The organism is Montanilutibacter psychrotolerans (assembly GCF_003719825.1).
GTDB classification, from domain to species: Bacteria; Pseudomonadota; Gammaproteobacteria; order Xanthomonadales; family Xanthomonadaceae; genus Montanilutibacter; species Montanilutibacter psychrotolerans.
Genome location: NZ_RIBS01000004.1, coordinates 202,794 through 218,916 on the forward strand (window position 1 = coordinate 202,794; position 16,123 = coordinate 218,916).

A 16,123-nucleotide genomic window follows, 5' to 3' on the forward strand; every position below is an offset into this window, starting at 1 on the left:
GGCATTCAGCCGCGGGCCGGCAACCGCTCACGCATCGCCAACACCGGCTTGCCGACACTGGCCGCTCGCTGCTGACAGTCCTTCGCATCATCACAGGAGTCGATCATGAACACTTTCAACGGATTGCCCGGCCGCGCGCTGGAACTGGCCGGCACGCTGGGCGACAACCTGCGCAACGCGCTGCCGCCGGCCCGCAAATGGTTGGAAACCGGCGCGAAGCTGGGCGCGTTGAAGACCGGCGCAAGCGTCGCGGGCAAGTTCGCACGCCGCAATCCGGCGTTGCTGGTGGCCGCCGCGGCCGGTGCGGGCCTGCTGTGGTACGCGGTGAAACGGCGCAAGCGCCAGGCCGAGGAGGCCGCACGCCAGGGCGAACCGATCGAAGGCAGCTCGCGCCGGATCGATGCGCGCAAGGCCAACGGCAGCGAGCGCACGCGGCGCAAGCCCGCCAGCCGACCCACGCGCGCTCCGCGAGACACCACCACCACCGGCACCCACGCGTCCGAGTAATCGCACCGTGCCGCGCCGGGCAAACGTCCGGCACGGCGCGCGCCGAATCAGCCCGTGGTGGCGTCCGTCGCCTCGGGCAGTTCGATCACGAAGCGCGCGCCGCCGCTCTTGCGCGTCTCGTACCAGAGCTGTCCACCGGCATCGGCGATGATCTGTTTGGCCAGCGACAGGCCGAGCCCGCTGGAAATGCCGTCGTTGCCGTCGTGCAGTCGCGTGAACGGCTTGAACAGTTCGCGCTGCCGCAGCGGCGGTATGCCGGGTCCGCGATCGGCCACCACCAGCTGCCAGAACCCCGGCGCGCCGGCGCGCGCGGCCAGCAGCAACGGCGCGCCGGGTGCGTACTTCATGGCATTGGTCACCAGGTTCTCGCTGACCTGACGCAACACGCGCTCGTCGATGCCGACCGTGGCGGAGATCGCCGGACGCTGCAGTTCGATGTGGATGCCGTGGGCTTCCAACTGCATCTCGTAACGCTGCACCAGCCAATCGAGCGTGCGTCCGAGGTCGGCGCGATGGTTGTCGCCGGTGCAGGCACCGGACTGCCGCTCGAGGTAGTGCCGGATGTAGCCCAGCGCGTCGTCGGCGCTCTCGTGGATCATGTCCAGGTAGCGCGGCACGCGTTCGGGGCGGCAGCCGTCGTTGCGCAGGATGTCGCTGGCAAACAGCACACTGCTGATCGGGTTCTTGAGGTCGTGCGCGACCAGGTTGACCAGTTCCTCGCGTTCGCGGGCCACGCGTTCGAGGCGGTCGCGGGTGAGCTTCAACCCGATGTGCGCGTTCACGCGCGCCAGCAGCTCTTCAGGCAGGAACGGCTTGGTCACGTAGTCGACCACGCCAGCGTCGAACGCGCGCAGCAGCAGTTCGCGGTCCTGCGCGGCGGTGACGAATATCACCGGCGTGCGCAGCGGCGCATGGCGGCTGCGCAGCGCGGCCAGCACGTCGAACCCGTCCATGCCCGGCATCATCATGTCGAGCAGGATCAGGTCGGGCACCGACTCGGCGTAGGTCGCCAGCGCTTCGTCGCCATTGCCGGCGACCAGCACGGTGTAGCCCTGACGGGACAGCAGGCTGCTGACCACGCGCAGGTTCGCGGACTGGTCGTCGACAACCAGGATGCAGCCGGTAGCGGGGACGCTGTTCATGCCTGAGTGATTCCCGGATGTGGGCGTCCGATTCCCCTGATCGGTGCCGCGGGCAAAGCGCTGGCGTGCAGACGTTAGCAGAACGCATTGGCCAGGACGGTACGGCCGAACGTGGCCCGCCTGGAGCGCGACGGCGGCGCCGCGTCCGGGCCCGGACGCGGCGGGGCCCATGGTGCGATGGCGGGGCGGCGGTGGCTGCCCGTCGACGTCGACAGCTTGCGCCGCGTCGCGGAAACCGGGCTGTCCGGGACGGTGCGGCGGCACCCGGGCCGTCGACGGCGCTGGGCGTGATCGCCGTGGGCCGTCATCATGGCGTCCTGCCGACGCCGCACGCGCCTGCGCGCACCTGTCCACGTTGCCGATGGAGCTGCCATGAACCGACGTCCACTGGGTCGATCGCCGTTGTCGGTGGCGCCGTTCGCGTTCGGCGGCAACGTGTTTGGTTGGAGCGTCGACGAGGCGACCTCGTTTGCGCTGCTGGATGCCTTCGTCGATGCCGGTTTCGACCTGGTCGACACCGCCGACAGCTACGCGCACTGGGCACCGGGGAACCACGGCGGTGAGTCCGAGGCCATCATCGGCCGCTGGCTGCGGCGCGGTGGCAAGCGCGATCGCGTCACCATCGCGACCAAGGTCGGCAAGTGGGTGCCGCGGCCCGGGCTGTCGCCGGCCAACATCGCCGCCGCCGCCGACGAGTCGCTACGGCGCCTGCAGACCGACGTCATCGATCTGTACCAGGCGCACCAGGACGATCCGCTGGTGCCGCTGGCCGACACCCTCGGCGCGTTCGCGCGGCTGATCGAGCAGGGAAAGGTGCGCGCGATCGGCGCGTCCAACTATTCCGCAGAACGCTTCGCCCAGGCGCTCGACACCGCGCAGGAGCTGGGCCTGCCGCGCTACGAGTGCCTGCAGCCCGAGTACAACCTGGTCGACCGCGCGGGTTTCGAGAGCGCGCTCGAGCCGTTGGTGCGGGAGCGTTCGGTGGGCGTGATCAGCTATTACTCGTTGGCCAGCGGTTTCCTCAGTGGCAAGTACCGCAGCGTCGCTGACCTTGGCAAGAGCGCCGCGCGCGCCGGTGCGGTGATGCGCTATCTCGAGCCGCGCGGCCTGCGCGTGCTGGAGGCGCTGGACGACGTGGCCGCCGGGCATGGCGCGACACCGGCGCAGTGCGCGCTGGCGTGGCTGATGGCGCGGCCCAGCGTGACCGCGCCCATTGCGAGCGCGACCAGCGTCGAGCAGCTGCGGGAACTGCTGGGCGCGGCGCGGCTGTCGCTGTCGGCGGACGACATCGCACAACTGGATGCGGCCGGTGCCGCCTGAGGGCGGTGCTCGCCCGCGCCCCGTGATGCCTCACCCTCGCGCGGCGCGCTTGCCGCGACCGCGCTCCTGCGCCGCATTCCACACGACCCAGTGATGACCGACTCCATCGACCCACACGCGCTGCGCCGGCATCGCACCGGCCTTGCGTTGGCTGCCGCCGGCGCGGTGCTGTTCTCGGCCAAGGCGATCCTCGCCAAGTTCCTGTTCCGCGAAGGGCTCGACGCGCTGGACGTGATGGCGTTGCGCATGCTGATGGCGCTGCCGCTGTTCGTCGCGCTGGGCTGGCGAGAGCGTCACCGTGGCGGTGCGCAGGCGCTGTCGCGTCGCGACATGGGGCTGATCCTCGTGCTGGGCGTTCTGGGCTACTACCTCTCCAGCCTGCTGGACTTCTGGGGCCTGCAGTACGTGCCGGTGTCGCTGGAGCGGTTGATCCTGTTCCTCAACCCGACCTTCGTGCTGCTGTTGGGGGTTCTGGCGTTTGGCCGCCGCGTCGCGCGCCGGGAATGGGTGGCGATGGCCGTCAGCTACGCCGGCGTCACGCTGGTGTTCGCCGAGAACCTGCGCGCGCAGGGCGATCACCTGCTGTTCGGCAGCGCGCTGGTGCTGTTGGCGGCGATGAGCTACGCGCTTTACCTGGCCATGTCGGGGCAGCTGGTCAAGCGCATCGGCTCGCTGCGCCTGGTGGCGTACGCGATGTGCGTGTCCACCGCGGCGACCGTGCTGCATTACCTGCTGGTGCGCGATCCGCAGCACCTGCTGCAACTGCCGGCCAACGCCTACCTGCTGGCGGTGGCCAACGCCGTGCTGTGCACCTTCCTGCCGGTGACGTTCACGATGGCGGCGGTCGCGCGACTGGGCGCGGCCACCGCCGCGCAGCTGTCGGTGATCGGCCCGGTGTCGCTGCTGTTCCTCGGCGGCTGGCTGCTGGGCGAGCCGATCACGGCGCTGCAGTTGCTCGGTACCGGGGTGGTGCTGGGCGGCGTGTGGGTGCTGACCCGCCCGGGTGCCAACTCGGTGCCGATCGCTGGCGAGGAGTAGCGGGCGCGGTACGTGCCCGCACAGCGCGTGTCGGTGCCGGCTCAGGCCCGCGAGGTGGACTTGCCGGGCGCGCGCATGCGGCGCGTCGTCGTCCCGCCGGACGGCGTCGGTGCGACGGTGGTGGTTGCCGCTGGCGCCTCGCGCTGCAGCAGCTCGCGTTTGCGCTCGACGCCCCAGCGATAGCCCGACAGTGCGCCGTCGCTGCGCACCACGCGATGGCAGGGGATGGCCACGGCGAGGTGGTTCGCCGCGCACGCCTGCGCCACCGCGCGCACGGCCCGGGGCATGCCGATGCTGGCCGCGACCTGCGCGTACGACGCGGTGCTGCCGGCCGGGATCTGCCGGAGGGCCTGCCAGACGCGCTCCTGGAACGCCGTGCCCTGCACGTCCAGCGGCAGGTCCAGACCGATCGCGGGTGCCTCGACGTGGCCCACCACGCGCGCCACCAGGTGCTCGAAGCCGGCATCGCCGCCGATCAGGTTCGCGCGCGGGAACTGGTCCTGCAGATCGCGCGCCAGGGCATCGGGATCCTCGCCCAGCAGGATCGCGCAGACGCCACGTTCGCTGCGCGCGACCAGGATCGCGCCGAGCGAGCATTCACCGACGGCGAAGCGGATGTCGGTGTTGCTGCCGCCGGCGCGGTAGTCCTTCGGACGCATTCCCAGGCGCTGGCCGGCGGTTTCGTAGAAGCGGCTGTTGGCGTTGAAGCCGGCGTCGTAGATCGCATCGGTGATGGTCGGCGTGCGATCGAGTCGATCGCGCATCTGCCGGGCACGGTGCGCGGACGCGTAGGCCTTGGGCGTGACGCCGGTGGCGGCCTTGAAGACGCGATGGAAGTGGTAGGGACTCATCGCCGCGCGTTGTGCGAGTTCGGCCAGCGACGGCGTCGCATCGGCTGCCTCGATGTGCCGGCATGCCGCCGCGACCACCGCCGCGTGCTGCGCGGCGACCGCGCTCTGATCGGCGGCCGCGCGTCGGCTGGGCCGGTAACCGGCGGCCTGCGCGGCCTCGGCATTGTCGAAGAACACCACGTTCTGCGGCCGCGGCAAACGCGATGGGCTGCTCGGCCGGCAGTACACGCCGGTGGTCTTCACCGCGTAGACGAAGCGCGCGTCGGCGGCGGGATCGCGTGCCACCACGGCCGCCCAGCGGGGATCACGCTCGGTCGCGGACGGCGGGCTGGCGATGGACTGTCGGGCGGTGGATCGAAGTGGACGGTTCATGGCGTCGATGCGTGGGTAGCCTGGCCAGTGGTCAAGGTAGGCCGTGTGCCCGCGGCGATCACTCCGGGTCTTGCGGTCGAATTGGCGGTGATCGGCCGTGCCCGGGCGGGCCTGCGTCGATCTGGACGGCTGTGTCCAAGCTACTCCAACCGGCCGGCGTGCCGCATCGTGCGGGTCAGCCGGCCTTGCGCAGCGTGAAGTTGATGCGCTGCTCGCCCAGCAGCGGGTGCCGGGCCGGTTTGAGCGGCACAACGCCGTGGAAGCGCAGGCGATCGACGCCGCCCCAGACCACCACGTCGCCGTGCACCAGTGGTATGCGCGCGGCCTTGTCGGCCCGCCGATGGCCGCCGAAAAGAAACGTCGCCGGAATGCCGAGCGAGACCGAGACGATCGGATGGTCGTGGCTGCGTTCGTCGCGGTCCTGGTGCAGCGACAACCGCGTCCCGGGCAGGTAGCGGTTGATCAGGCAGGCATCGGGAACGAACCCGGGGAATCCGGCCTCGCTGGCGGCCTCGCGTGCCAACGCCAGCATGGCGACGGGCATCGCGGGCCAGGGTTGGCCGCTGTCGGGATCGTGGCTGGCATAGCGATAGCCGCGCCGGTCGCTGGTCCAGCCCAGCGCGCCGCAATTGGTCATCGCCGCCGACATGGTCAATCCGCCCGGCGTCACCAGTCGGCGGAACGGCGCGGCCGCGCTGACGTCCGCCAGCGCAAGCAGCAGTTCCGCTTCGTTCGCCAGCGCGAAGCCGCGCAGCACGAATGCCTGTTCGCCGAGGCGTTCGCGGTGGCCAACCAGAGCGGTACCGAACAGGTCGCCAATCATCGATCCGACTCAGCGTGCATCGTGGAAGATGATGCCCAGCGCGTGCCGCTGTCCGCAACGGACCCGGCTGACGCCGTGGCGAAGTGTGACCTTGCGGCTGCCGTGTGCGCCCGCCACCGGTCGCTGGTTGACCGCAAACAGCACCGCGTCGCCCTGCGCCAGCGGCACCACTTCGGCGCGCGACTGCTGGCGCGGGCGTTGTTCGGTCAGCACGAATTCGCCGCCCTCGAAATCGCGGCCCGGTTGCGACAGCAGCACCGTCAGCTGGATCGGAAAGACGTGCTCCCCGTACAGGTCCTGGTGCAGGCAGTTGTAGTCGCCCTCGCCGTACCGCAGCAGCAGCGGCGTGGGTCGCAGCTGGCCGGCGTCATGGCAGCGCCGGATGAATTCCTCGTGGTGTTCGGGGTAGTGCACGTCGACCTGCATCGCATCGTTCCAGCGATTGGCGATTGCCACCAGGCGTGGGTAGATCGCCGAGCGCAGCGCCGACACGGCGTCGGGCAACGGATACCCGAAGTACTTGTACTCGCCGCTGCCGAAGCCGTAACGCGCCATCACGACGCGGCTGCGAAAGGGATCGTGGTGCGCGTACAGCGCGGTCATCGCCGCGCATTCGTCCGCGGTCAGCAGACCCGGCAGCAGAGCGTTGCCGTGTGCGTCGAGCGAACGCTGGGCTTCGTCCCAATCGAACGCGGACACGCGGTCGCCGGGTGTGCCGGCATCGCCCCGTTCGACGCTCATGCGTTCGCCCCGCGGCGCGGGCGCCACGCCGAGAGTGGCGGACGCCGGCGGGTATCGGTCGCGGCGGTCTGGGTCATGGTCGAGGTTCCGTTGAGTGGTCGCGATCACGGCAGTGTGCCGGCACGAATCGCGCCAGGCACTCCGTTGCTTGCTGGCGAATTCGCCATCGGTTGGCGGGCTTGCCTGCCGTGTCGATGTCCGGTGCGCCGCGCCGGCAGCCAGGCAGATGGATGGTCCGTGCGACGGCGGCGCAGCAGTGGGGCGATCGCGGTCAGCGGCGCCGACGGGTGTTGCCGGGTTCGGCCGGGCAGTCGCGCCATTGCCCCGGTGCCAGGCCGGAAAGCTGTTGCGTGCCGATCGCGGTGCGGATCAGGCGCAGGGTCGGCAGCCCGACCGCGGCGGTCATCCGCCGCACCTGGCGGTTGCGCCCTTCGTGGATGGTCAGCTGCAGCCATGAATCGGCCACGGTCTTGCGGTAACGCACCGGCGGATCGCGCGGCCACAGCCAGTGCGGCGGGTCGATCGCCAGCGCCTGCGCGGGCAGCGTCAGGCCGTCGTTGAGCACCACGCCCCGGCATAGTGCGTCGAGCTGGTGCGTCGACGGTTCGCCCTCGACCTGCACGACGTAGGTCTTGGGTTCCTTGTGGCGCGGGTCGGTGAGGCGATGGGCCAACGGGCCATCGTCGGTCAGCAGCAGCAAGCCTTCGCTGTCGTGGTCGAGGCGGCCGGCGGCATAGACGTCCGCGGGCAGGCCGAAGCCCGCCAGCGTGGGCCGCGGCGGCGTGCTGCGATCGGTGAACTGGCACAGCACGCCGTACGGCTTGTTGAACGCGATCAGCATCGGCGCGTCCGGTACCGCGGATTACTGGTCGGCAATGCTCATGACCTTCAGCGAGTAGTCGCCGGTGGCGCTGTCGTCGTCGCCCGAGAGCGCGTGGACGCGAAGCAGGTATTCGCCGGCGGCCTCGACCTCGGTGACGATCAGCGAGTCGGTGCTGTCGCCTTCGCCTTCGCGGTCATCGTTCTCGGAGATCTTGTTGCCGGTCGGTCCGAACAGCACCAGCACGGTGTCGAAGTCGTCGGACTTGGCGCTGATCGCGACCAGCTGGCCGGCCGGCAGGTTGATGCGGTAGTCGTGGCTGCGGCCACCGTTGTCGCTCGGGCGGTCGGCGGCGACCAGGGTGCCGTTGACCTGACGACCCATCTGCAGCGACTTCGGGCTCCAGTCGGCAGCGCTGGCGGTGGTGGCGGCGAGAGCGGCGACGAGGCCGAGCGCGAGGGTGTGGAGGCGCATGTACTTTCCTTAGTTTTTGGTTTTGTTGGCAGGGAATGGTTCGAGGGATCGCCGGACGCCCCTGCGCGGCCGGCGTGATCGAAACGGTCTGGCGGCGCGCTCAACCGGCCGGCTTGCGGAACCGCAGGGTCATGCGGTCGCTCTCGCCAATCGCCTTGTATTTTGCATTGTCCGCGGGCTCGTGGTCGTTCACCGGTGGCAGCGTCCACACGCCATTGGGATGGTCGCGCGTGTCGGCCGGGTTGGCGTTGACTTCGCTGCTGGCGTCGAGCACGAATCCGGCGGCCTGCGCCATCGCGATGATCTGCGCCTGGCCGACGTAACCGGACTTGTCATCGGCCGGCACGTCGGCGGCGGCGCGGTGTTCGACCACGCCCAGCGTGCCGCCCGGGCGCAGTACGGCGAAGAAGCCCTTGAACATGCCCTCGGCCTGGCCGGCCATGCGCCAGTTGTGGACGTTGCGGAAGGTCAGCACCGCGTCGGCCGAGGCCGGCGGACCGAACACGGGCTGCACGGGATTGAAAGCGACCACGCGCGCGCGATCGAACTGCGCCGGCGCCGCGGCGAACTTCGCGTCGAGCTGGCTGCGATAGCGCTGCTGGTTGTCGCGGCCGCGGCCTTCGGGCACCGCGGCCGGATCGACCATCGCGGCGATGTACTGGCCGTCCTGGCGCAGGTACGGGGCCAGGATTTCGGCGTACCAGCCGCCGCCCGGGGTGATCTCGATGACGGTCTGGCCACCCATGACCTCAAAGAAGGTCAGCGTCTCGCGCGGGTGGCGGTAGCGGTCACGCGCGACATTGCCGGCGCTGCGCCAGTCGCCGGCGATCGCGGCGTCGAGCTGGGCCCGACCGAGCATGTCGCCGCGCGGTGCGCGTGCGGACGCGTCGGCCTGGCTGCCCACCGTGGCGGCGTCGGGCGTCGCAGAGGCGGTTGCTCCTCCGGCACAAGCGGCCAGAAGGCCGGGGAGGATCGCAGCAAGCAGCAATGGCTTCATTCGCAGGGCTTCCAGTGAACGGGACGCCAGACTAGCGCCTCCGGAGCAGAAACGAGTGGTGGGCGTGAGGAACCGGCGGGGCGCGGGTGGGCGGGCCACGCCCGGACGTTGGCGAAGCGCGGTGAGACGGGATGCGGGCGCGGGCACCGACGGTCGCCGTCGTCCTCAGCTCACTCCTGGCCACGCATGCTGCGCTGCTCGCTTGCGACCGCCTCGACGTACTCGCGCGCCTGCTCGAGCAGCCACTCGCGGAACAGCGTGAGGCCGGTATGGTCGGCCGAGCGTGCCGGGTACACGAGGTAGTGCGCGAAGTCGGAGACCTGGCGCTCGTCGAACAGAGGTACCAGCAGGCCAGCGTCGACGAAGGGCTGCATCAGCGTGCCGCGGCCCAGTGCGATGCCCAGCCCCTCGACCGCGGCGCGGTGCAGCGTCTCGGAGTCGTCGAAGTTGGCCACGTAGCGATCGGGCGGGTCTCCGCCGATCGTCGCGAACCACCCGCCCCAGCGGTTGCCCGAGTCGCCGAGTAACGGATACGTGCGGAGCGTTTGCAGGGTCGGCCGGCCCAGCCGTGCGATCAGCGCCGGGCTGGCGGTCGGCGTCAGCCAGTCGTCGAACAGGTGCACGGCCTGCAGCCCCGGCCAATGCCCGGGGCCGAAACGCAGGCCGGCGTCGAGTTGCAGGTCGCGCGCGAAGTCGACCACCGTGCTGCTGGACTGCAGGCTGACCTGCATCTGCGGGTGCCGGGCCAGGAAGTTCGGCAGCCGCGGCACCAGCCAGCTCGATGCGAACGACGGCAGCATCGTCAGTGCCAGCATGTCGTGGCGCGGCGTGCTGCCCGGTCGCACCGCCTGTTCGATCGCGTCCAGGTGCGGCGCGATGCGATCGAACAACGCCCGACCTTCATCAGTCAGTGACACGCCGCGCGCGCCACGCACGAACAGGCGCTGTCCCATGCGCGTTTCCAGGCCGCGGATCTGGTGGCTCAGTGCGCTGACCGTGAGGTGCATCGACTCGGCCGCGCGCGACAGATTGGCGGTCCGCGCGGCGGCGACAAAGCCCTGCAAGGCATGCAATGGGGCACGGCTCATCTTGAATTCCATTCAAGTCAGACTTGCAGAATCGTCGCTTTTTCAAGCGTTTTTGCGGGTCTATCTTGCACCTCGTTCAAGAGGTATGTCCAACGCGGGCAACCCGGAACCCCAAGGAGCCCACCATGAACATCTTCACCAACATGCTGTCCCTGCACGGCTTCAACACCGACGCCAGCCCGGCCGACCACGACGAGACCAGCTACGCCGAAGGCCTGGGCAATGAGGTTGCGTCGCGCCACTTCTTCGCCTCGCCGTTCTCGGTATTCGGTCGCCGCGTTTCGGCCCCGCGTCGCGAGGCCACCGACGCCGACCCCCGCGTTGCCGGCGCGTGCTGCGGTTGAGTGCTCGACATGCAGCGGCATGCCCGGCCATTGGCGACCCAGGCGTTGACGCGTCCTTGCGCAGGACCGGGACGCTCGGCGCCGGGGATTACCGCCTGACCGATGCCCGATGGCTTCGCCTCGCGCGACCCGCGCATCGACCCGGTGCGGACGGCCCGCCAAAAACCACCACGCAGGAACGAAGAAGGCCCGGGAATCCCGGGCCTTTCTTTTTGTGCGGCGTTGGTCGCAGGTCCGCGCGCCGTTGGGAGGGCGCGCGATCCTGCCGGTCGGCGTCAGCCCGCGGCCAGCTTGGCCAGTGCGGCGTTGAGCGTCGCGCTGGGACGCATCGCCTTGCCCAGCAGCGCCAGGTCGGGGTGGTAATAGCCGCCGATCTCGACCGGATGGCCCTGCACGCGCACCAGCTCGTCGACGATCGTCGCCTCGTTGGCCTGCAAGGTCGCGGCCAGTTCGGTGAACTTGGCCTTCAGCCCGGCATCGACGTCCTGCGCGGCCAGCGCCTGCGCCCAGTACATCGCCAGATAGAAGTGGCTGCCGCGGTTGTCCAGACCGCCGACCTTGCGCGATGGCGAGCGGTCGTTGTCGAGGAACTGCGCGTTGGCCGTGTCCAGCGTGTCGGCCAGCACCCGTGCGGCGGCGTGGTCGTAGCGGTTGGCCAGGTGCTCGAGCGAGGCGGCCAGCGCCAGGAACTCGCCCAGCGAATCCCAGCGCAGGTAGTTCTCGGCGACGAACTGCTGCACGTGCTTGGGCGCCGAACCGCCGGCACCGGTCTCGAACAGGCCGCCGCCGGCCATCAGCGGCACGATCGACAGCATCTTCGCGCTGGTGCCCAACTCCATGATCGGGAACAGGTCGGTGAGGTAGTCGCGCAGCACGTTGCCGGTCACCGAGATCGTGTCCAGGCCCTGGCGGATGCGCTCGAGCGAGAACCGCGTGGCCTCGACCGGCGACAGGATGCGGATGTCCAGGCCCGACAGGTCGTGGTCCTTGAGGTAGGCCTGGACCTTGGCGATCACCTGCGCGTCGTGCGCGCGCGCCGGGTCCAGCCAGAACACGGCCGGCGTGTGGCTCAGGCGGGCGCGGCTCACGGCCAGCTTCACCCAGTCCTGGATCGGCGCGTCCTTGGTCTGGCACATGCGCCAGATGTCGCCGGCCTCGACCGCGTGCTCGAGCAGCACGTTGCCGGCCTCGTCGACCACGCGCACGGTGCCGTCGGCCGGGATCTGGAAGGTCTTGTCGTGGCTGCCGTACTCCTCGGCCTTCTGCGCCATCAGGCCGACGTTGGGCACGCTGCCCATCGTGGCCGGGTCGAAGGCGCCGTGGCGCTTGCAGTCGTCGATCACTGCCTCGTACAGGCCGGCGTAGCAGCGGTCGGGGATCACCGCCTTGGTGTCCTGCAGCTGGCCGGCGGCGTTCCACATGCGGCCGGAGTCGCGGATCATCGCCGGCATCGACGCGTCGACGATCACGTCGCTGGGCACGTGCAGGTTGGTGATGCCCTTATCGGAGTTGACCATCGCCAGGCCCGGACGCGAGGCGTACTGCGCCTGGATGTCGGCTTCGATCGCCGTACGCGTGTCGGCCGGCAGCGAAGGCAGGCGTGTGTACAGATCGCCGATGCCGTTGTTGGCATCGAAGCCGACCTTCTCCAGCGCATCGGCGTGCTTGGCCAGCACGTCGCGGTAGAAGCGCGAGACCACCAGGCCGAACATGATCGGGTCGGAGACCTTCATCATCGTCGCCTTCAGGTGCAGCGAGAACAGCACGCCCTGCTGCTGCGCATCGGCGATCTGCGCATCGACGAACGCTGCCAGCGCCTTGGCGCTCATCACCGCCGCGTCAATGATCTCGCCCGTCAGCAGCGCGGTCTTCTTCTTGAGGACGGTGGTGGTGCCGTCCTTGCCCAGCAGTTCGATACGCACGTTGCCGGCATGTGCGATCAGCGCCGAGCGCTCGCTGCCGTAGAAGTCACCGCCGTCCATGTGCGCCACATGCGACGTCGAGTCGGCGTTCCACGCGCCCATGCGGTGCGGGTGCTTGCGTGCGTACTGCTTGACCGACAGCGGTGCGCGGCGGTCGGAGTTGCCTTCGCGCAGCACCGGATTGACCGCGCTGCCCTTGGTGCGGTCGTAGTGCGCCTTGATCTGCTTCTGCGCATCGTCCTGCGGTTCGTCCGGGTAGTCCGGCAGTGGGTAGCCCTGCTGCTGCAACTCGGCGATGGCGGCCTTCAGCTGCGGCACCGAGGCGCTGACGTTGGGCAGCTTGATGATGTTGGCTTCCGGTGTCGTGGCCAGCTGGCCGAGCTCGGCCAGGTGGTCGGCGACGCGGCGCTCGCCCAGCGCTTCGGGGAAGTGCGACAGGATGCGTGCGGCCAGCGAGATGTCGCGGGTCTCGACCCCGATGCCGGCCGTGCCGGTAAACGCTTCGACGATGGGCAGCAACGACTGCGTGGCCAGGAGCGGGGCTTCGTCGGTCAGCGTGTAGATGATCTTCGGGGTGTTGGACATATCGGGAGCGGCTCGCTTGCTGATCAGGCTGGAAGGCGACGGGCGGCGCGCCGGGGGAGGTCGCGGCCGCGGTGAGGTCGTTCGGGGGTGTCGCGCGCGGATGACATCGAACGCCATCCGGACCGGCCATTGTCGCGTTTCACGCGTTTTCCGGCAAAGCGCCAACCCTACGCATGCGTAGGGTTGGCGCGGTTCTCGGCGCGCGTGGTCCCGTACAGCCGTCGTCGCTGCGACGGTCCCGCAACGCCTGGAACCGGATCGCCCGGCGCTTCTATGCGAGATCGGGCGTGACCGGGGTCTGCCAGGTCTGCGGTGTCAACGGCGACAGGCCGTGCGCGATGCGGGCGCGATCGCACTGTGGGCTGGCCTCGCCGTTTTCCCAGGCCGCTTGCAAGGCGTGGCAGGGCGAGGGCCGCTGCGCGTAGATGCCGCAGTGCGCGGCCTGGCCAATGTCGCCCACCAGCGACGTGCACCGCGTGGGCTTGTTCATCGTGCCGCGCATCACCACACGGTGTGGATCGAGTGGCTCGGTCAGTGCAGGCGGGGTGACGCCGGCCAGCTCGGGGGCCGCTTCCGACCAGTGGAACGCGACGCGGAAGGTGGCGCAGCACGCGCCACAGCTCAGGCAGGGATGACGCGACATGGCGGGGCGTTGCCGGGTATGCGGGGATTGGGCGGATCGGCGTGGTCGCCCGGGCCTGGCGGCCCGGGTGCCTTCGTTGGATCTGCGGTGCTTAGGCCGCCGCCGCTCCGCAGCACTTCTTGTACTTCTTGCCGCTGCCGCAAGGGCACGGGTCGTTCGGGCCCGGGGTGGCTTCGCGACGGATCGGCTCGCGCGGGGTCAACGCGTCGACGCGATGGTGGTTCAGGTCGGCCAGCATCCCGGGCAGGCTGGCGATGATCTCGAGCCGCTCGCGGTAGCTGATCGGGGTGGCCGGTGCGGTCGGGTCTTCGGCAAGCACCTCACCGCTGGCGAGCTGGTCGAACAGCGAAAAGATCTCCTCGATCCAACCGTTGTCGTCCAGCCACTGGTCCCACTGCATCTCGCGCAGCTGCGCGCCGGAGAAGAAACCGACCGCCCAATCACGGCCCACGTCGAGTTCGTCGGGATGTTCGGCTTCGGTCTCCTCGGGCAGCCACAGCAGCGGGGCGAGGTGATCGGGCAGGTCGTCGTCGCCGTGGCGCACGCGTTGGCTGACCATGTTCCAGTGACCGGCGAGCAGCGCCTCGACCTCGGCCTGCTCGGCCGCGTCGCCCCAGCGCGGCGTGGTGCCGCCCCAGACCGCCGGGTGCCATTCGGCCGGCGCGATCACGTCCGGCGAGACCACCAGCGCCGACAGGAAGCCGTCCAGCGCCTCGAGGTTGAAGCCCTTGAACGGCACGGCGCGCTGCTCGAGCAGCTCCGCGAGGCGTTCGATCTGTGCATCGTCGAGGTAGGAGGGGGCTTTCATGGGGGTCACCGGCGGTTGCGTAGCGGGCATGGTAGTCGCAGCCGGGCGCCATGCCGAACGGTGGACGCCGTCGCCGGCGCCGCAACGCCCGGCCGGCAGCCGCGGAAGTCGCCCGCGCGGCACCCATGGCCCGGTGCTATGCGCGATGGGCGCTTGCCGGGGCCGCGTCGAATCGGCAAGGCTGGCGCCCCGTCCACCACCGGCCCGGTCATGACCGCCTGCCCCTGCGACCCCAAGCGCGCCTATGCCGACTGCTGCGGTCCCCTGCATGCCGGCGTGCGCGTCGCCGATACCGCCGAGGCGTTGATGCGCTCGCGCTACAGCGCGTTCGCACTGGCCAATGCGGACTACCTGCTTGCCACCTGGCATGCCAGCACGCGTCCGGCAGTGGTCGCGCTGGACGATGCCGCCACCACGCGCTGGCTTGGGCTGGACGTGCGCCACCACGCCATGACCGGTGCCGACACGGCGCAGGTGGAGTTCGTCGCGCGCTGGAAGGTCGGCGGCTCGCCCGCGGTGCGCCTGCACGAGCGCAGCCGCTTCCTGCGCGAAGGCGGGCGCTGGTTCTACCTGGACGGTGAGTTTCCCTGAGCAAGGCACGCGCCCGATGCAGCACGCGTGTCGCGGCGCGCGCGGCCTCGTCCCGGGCAATGCGCGCGACACGGTTCCAACAAAAAGGGGCGCGACCTGCGTCGCGCCCCGAGAGCCGGTTGGGCCGGCTGGGAGAGAGTGTCTCTTGACTACTTCACTTCGAAGTCGCGCGACTGGACGATGGCGCCGTCCAGCGTGATTTCGACCTTGTACTTGCCCAGCGGCCAGCCGTCGGGCTTGCTGACCTTGAAGTTGGTCACCTCGTTGCCGGTGAGATTGATCGACGTGGCCGGGTCGTCGGGAATCGTGGTGGTGCCGTTGTAGGTCCAGATCGCATCGAGCTGCGCAGGCACGGTGGCCGCCGAATCGCTGGTCGAGGTCGACACGGCCGCGATGATGGCGTCCTTCGGTGTGAACGTGGACATTGCCGTGGTGATCTTCTTGTCGGGCCCGACCGCGGTACCCAGGTCAACCGCAGTGACCGATGCGGTGGCGGCGACCGGCATAGGCGCCGGCATCGGCGACGGCTCGGTCGCAACAGGCGGCGTCACGGGAGCGGGTTCTTCTTTCTTCTTGCAGCCGACCAGGGCGATGCTGCCGAGCAGGACGGTGGCGAGGGCGAGGGTCAGTCGGTTCTGGGTCATGGGTGTCTCCAATGGGTTTGCTGGGGAACTCGAGGCGCTGCCGCTCAAGCGGCCGGGTCGCTGTCCTGTGCCGGAATACGGAGCACCTGACCCGGGAAGATCTTGTCGGGATCGTTAAGCTGGTCGCGGTTGGCGTCGTAGATGCGCGCCCATTTGTTGGCATTGCCGTAGAACTGCTTGGCGATCTTGGACAGGCTGTCGCCGCCGGCCACGGTATAGGTCTGCTCACCACCGCCGCCGCTGCCGCCACCACCACCGGTGATTTCCCCGGTGGATTCGACCGACGACTTCACGTTGCCGAAGTCGGGTTGGACCTCGCCCGTGCTGCTTACATCGCTTTTTACATTCGAGAAATCGGGTGTCTTCTGGTTGCTCATGCCGGGCTCTCCTCCTCGAGGTGTCGAGAACGCAGC

The 16,123-nt window shown here is 69.6% G+C and carries 18 protein-coding genes; 5 read left to right on the forward strand and 13 right to left on the reverse strand.

Annotated elements, in window-relative coordinates; translation table 11 throughout:
• Positions 1–105: 105 nt before the first annotated feature.
• A complete protein-coding gene (locus EER27_RS10040) occupies positions 106–507 on the forward strand; it encodes a hypothetical protein (RefSeq protein WP_223807270.1) in 402 nt (133 codons plus the stop codon).
• Between the two features lie 47 nt (positions 508–554).
• On the opposite strand, the gene EER27_RS10045 is transcribed toward EER27_RS10040, so the two are convergent.
• On the reverse strand, positions 555–1,649 hold the full coding sequence (locus EER27_RS10045) for a hybrid sensor histidine kinase/response regulator (RefSeq protein ID WP_190285737.1): 1,095 nt from the start codon (positions 1,647–1,649) through the stop codon (positions 555–557).
• A gap of 372 nt (positions 1,650–2,021) precedes the next feature.
• On the opposite strand from EER27_RS10045, the gene EER27_RS10050 reads away from it, so the two are divergent.
• Both EER27_RS10050 and EER27_RS10055 read left to right on the forward strand, forming a co-directional pair.
• Positions 2,022–2,969, forward strand: a complete 948-nt coding sequence (locus EER27_RS10050) for an aldo/keto reductase (protein WP_123087968.1) — start codon at positions 2,022–2,024, stop codon at positions 2,967–2,969.
• Positions 2,970–3,062: 93 nt separating this feature from the next.
• Positions 3,063–4,007 carry a DMT family transporter gene (locus tag EER27_RS10055; protein WP_123087969.1) on the forward strand — a complete coding sequence of 315 codons (945 nt, stop codon included), beginning with the start codon at positions 3,063–3,065 and terminating at the stop codon, positions 4,005–4,007.
• Between the two features lie 41 nt (positions 4,008–4,048).
• Here EER27_RS10055 and ada read toward each other — a convergent pair whose 3' ends face one another.
• From ada to EER27_RS10090, 7 genes are all read right to left on the reverse strand, one after another.
• Entirely contained in the window at positions 4,049–5,230 is a 1,182-nt protein-coding gene (ada, locus tag EER27_RS10060; RefSeq protein WP_123087970.1) for a bifunctional DNA-binding transcriptional regulator/O6-methylguanine-DNA methyltransferase Ada, read from the reverse strand.
• A 175-nt stretch (positions 5,231–5,405) separates the two neighbouring features.
• On the reverse strand, positions 5,406–6,053 hold the full coding sequence (gene alkB, locus EER27_RS10065) for a DNA oxidative demethylase AlkB (RefSeq protein ID WP_123087971.1): 648 nt from the start codon (positions 6,051–6,053) through the stop codon (positions 5,406–5,408).
• 9 nt (positions 6,054–6,062) lie between these two features.
• On the reverse strand, positions 6,063–6,794 hold the full coding sequence (locus EER27_RS10070; protein WP_123087972.1) for a 2OG-Fe(II) oxygenase: 732 nt from the start codon (positions 6,792–6,794) through the stop codon (positions 6,063–6,065).
• Positions 6,795–7,065: 271 nt separating this feature from the next.
• The gene (locus EER27_RS10075; RefSeq protein ID WP_123087973.1) at positions 7,066–7,635 is read right to left on the reverse strand and encodes a pseudouridine synthase; all 570 of its coding nucleotides are present in this window, start codon (positions 7,633–7,635) and stop codon (positions 7,066–7,068) included.
• Between the two features lie 21 nt (positions 7,636–7,656).
• A complete protein-coding gene (locus tag EER27_RS10080) occupies positions 7,657–8,088 on the reverse strand; it encodes a PPC domain-containing protein (RefSeq protein WP_123087974.1) in 432 nt (143 codons plus the stop codon).
• A gap of 100 nt (positions 8,089–8,188) precedes the next feature.
• Complete coding sequence (locus EER27_RS10085) at positions 8,189–9,085, reverse strand: class I SAM-dependent methyltransferase (RefSeq protein ID WP_425480832.1); 897 nt, start codon at positions 9,083–9,085, stop codon at positions 8,189–8,191.
• Positions 9,086–9,255: 170 nt separating this feature from the next.
• Entirely contained in the window at positions 9,256–10,173 is a 918-nt protein-coding gene (locus EER27_RS10090) for a LysR substrate-binding domain-containing protein (protein ID WP_123088171.1), read from the reverse strand.
• Between the two features lie 125 nt (positions 10,174–10,298).
• Here EER27_RS10090 and EER27_RS10095 point away from each other — a divergent pair, with 125 nt between their 5' ends.
• On the forward strand, positions 10,299–10,517 hold the full coding sequence (locus EER27_RS10095; protein WP_123087975.1) for a hypothetical protein: 219 nt from the start codon (positions 10,299–10,301) through the stop codon (positions 10,515–10,517).
• A gap of 275 nt (positions 10,518–10,792) precedes the next feature.
• Here EER27_RS10095 and EER27_RS10100 read toward each other — a convergent pair whose 3' ends face one another.
• From EER27_RS10100 to EER27_RS10110, 3 genes are all read right to left on the reverse strand, one after another.
• Positions 10,793–13,024 carry an NADP-dependent isocitrate dehydrogenase gene (locus EER27_RS10100; protein WP_123087976.1) on the reverse strand — a complete coding sequence of 744 codons (2,232 nt, stop codon included), beginning with the start codon at positions 13,022–13,024 and terminating at the stop codon, positions 10,793–10,795.
• A 271-nt stretch (positions 13,025–13,295) separates the two neighbouring features.
• Positions 13,296–13,667, reverse strand: coding sequence for a YkgJ family cysteine cluster protein (locus tag EER27_RS10105; RefSeq protein WP_123087977.1), 372 nt, complete (start codon positions 13,665–13,667; stop codon positions 13,296–13,298).
• A 91-nt stretch (positions 13,668–13,758) separates the two neighbouring features.
• Entirely contained in the window at positions 13,759–14,475 is a 717-nt protein-coding gene (locus tag EER27_RS10110) for a UPF0149 family protein (RefSeq protein WP_123087978.1), read from the reverse strand.
• 210 nt (positions 14,476–14,685) lie between these two features.
• Here EER27_RS10110 and EER27_RS10115 point away from each other — a divergent pair, with 210 nt between their 5' ends.
• The gene (locus EER27_RS10115; RefSeq protein ID WP_123088172.1) at positions 14,686–15,066 is read left to right on the forward strand and encodes a YchJ family protein; all 381 of its coding nucleotides are present in this window, start codon (positions 14,686–14,688) and stop codon (positions 15,064–15,066) included.
• Positions 15,067–15,215: 149 nt separating this feature from the next.
• On the opposite strand, the gene EER27_RS10120 is transcribed toward EER27_RS10115, so the two are convergent.
• Complete coding sequence (locus tag EER27_RS10120) at positions 15,216–15,710, reverse strand: hypothetical protein (RefSeq protein WP_123087979.1); 495 nt, start codon at positions 15,708–15,710, stop codon at positions 15,216–15,218.
• A gap of 44 nt (positions 15,711–15,754) precedes the next feature.
• Positions 15,755–16,087: a LysM peptidoglycan-binding domain-containing protein gene (locus tag EER27_RS10125; protein WP_123087980.1), complete on the reverse strand. Its 333-nt coding sequence runs from the start codon at positions 16,085–16,087 to the stop codon at positions 15,755–15,757.
• Between the last annotated feature and the right edge of the window lie 36 nt (positions 16,088–16,123).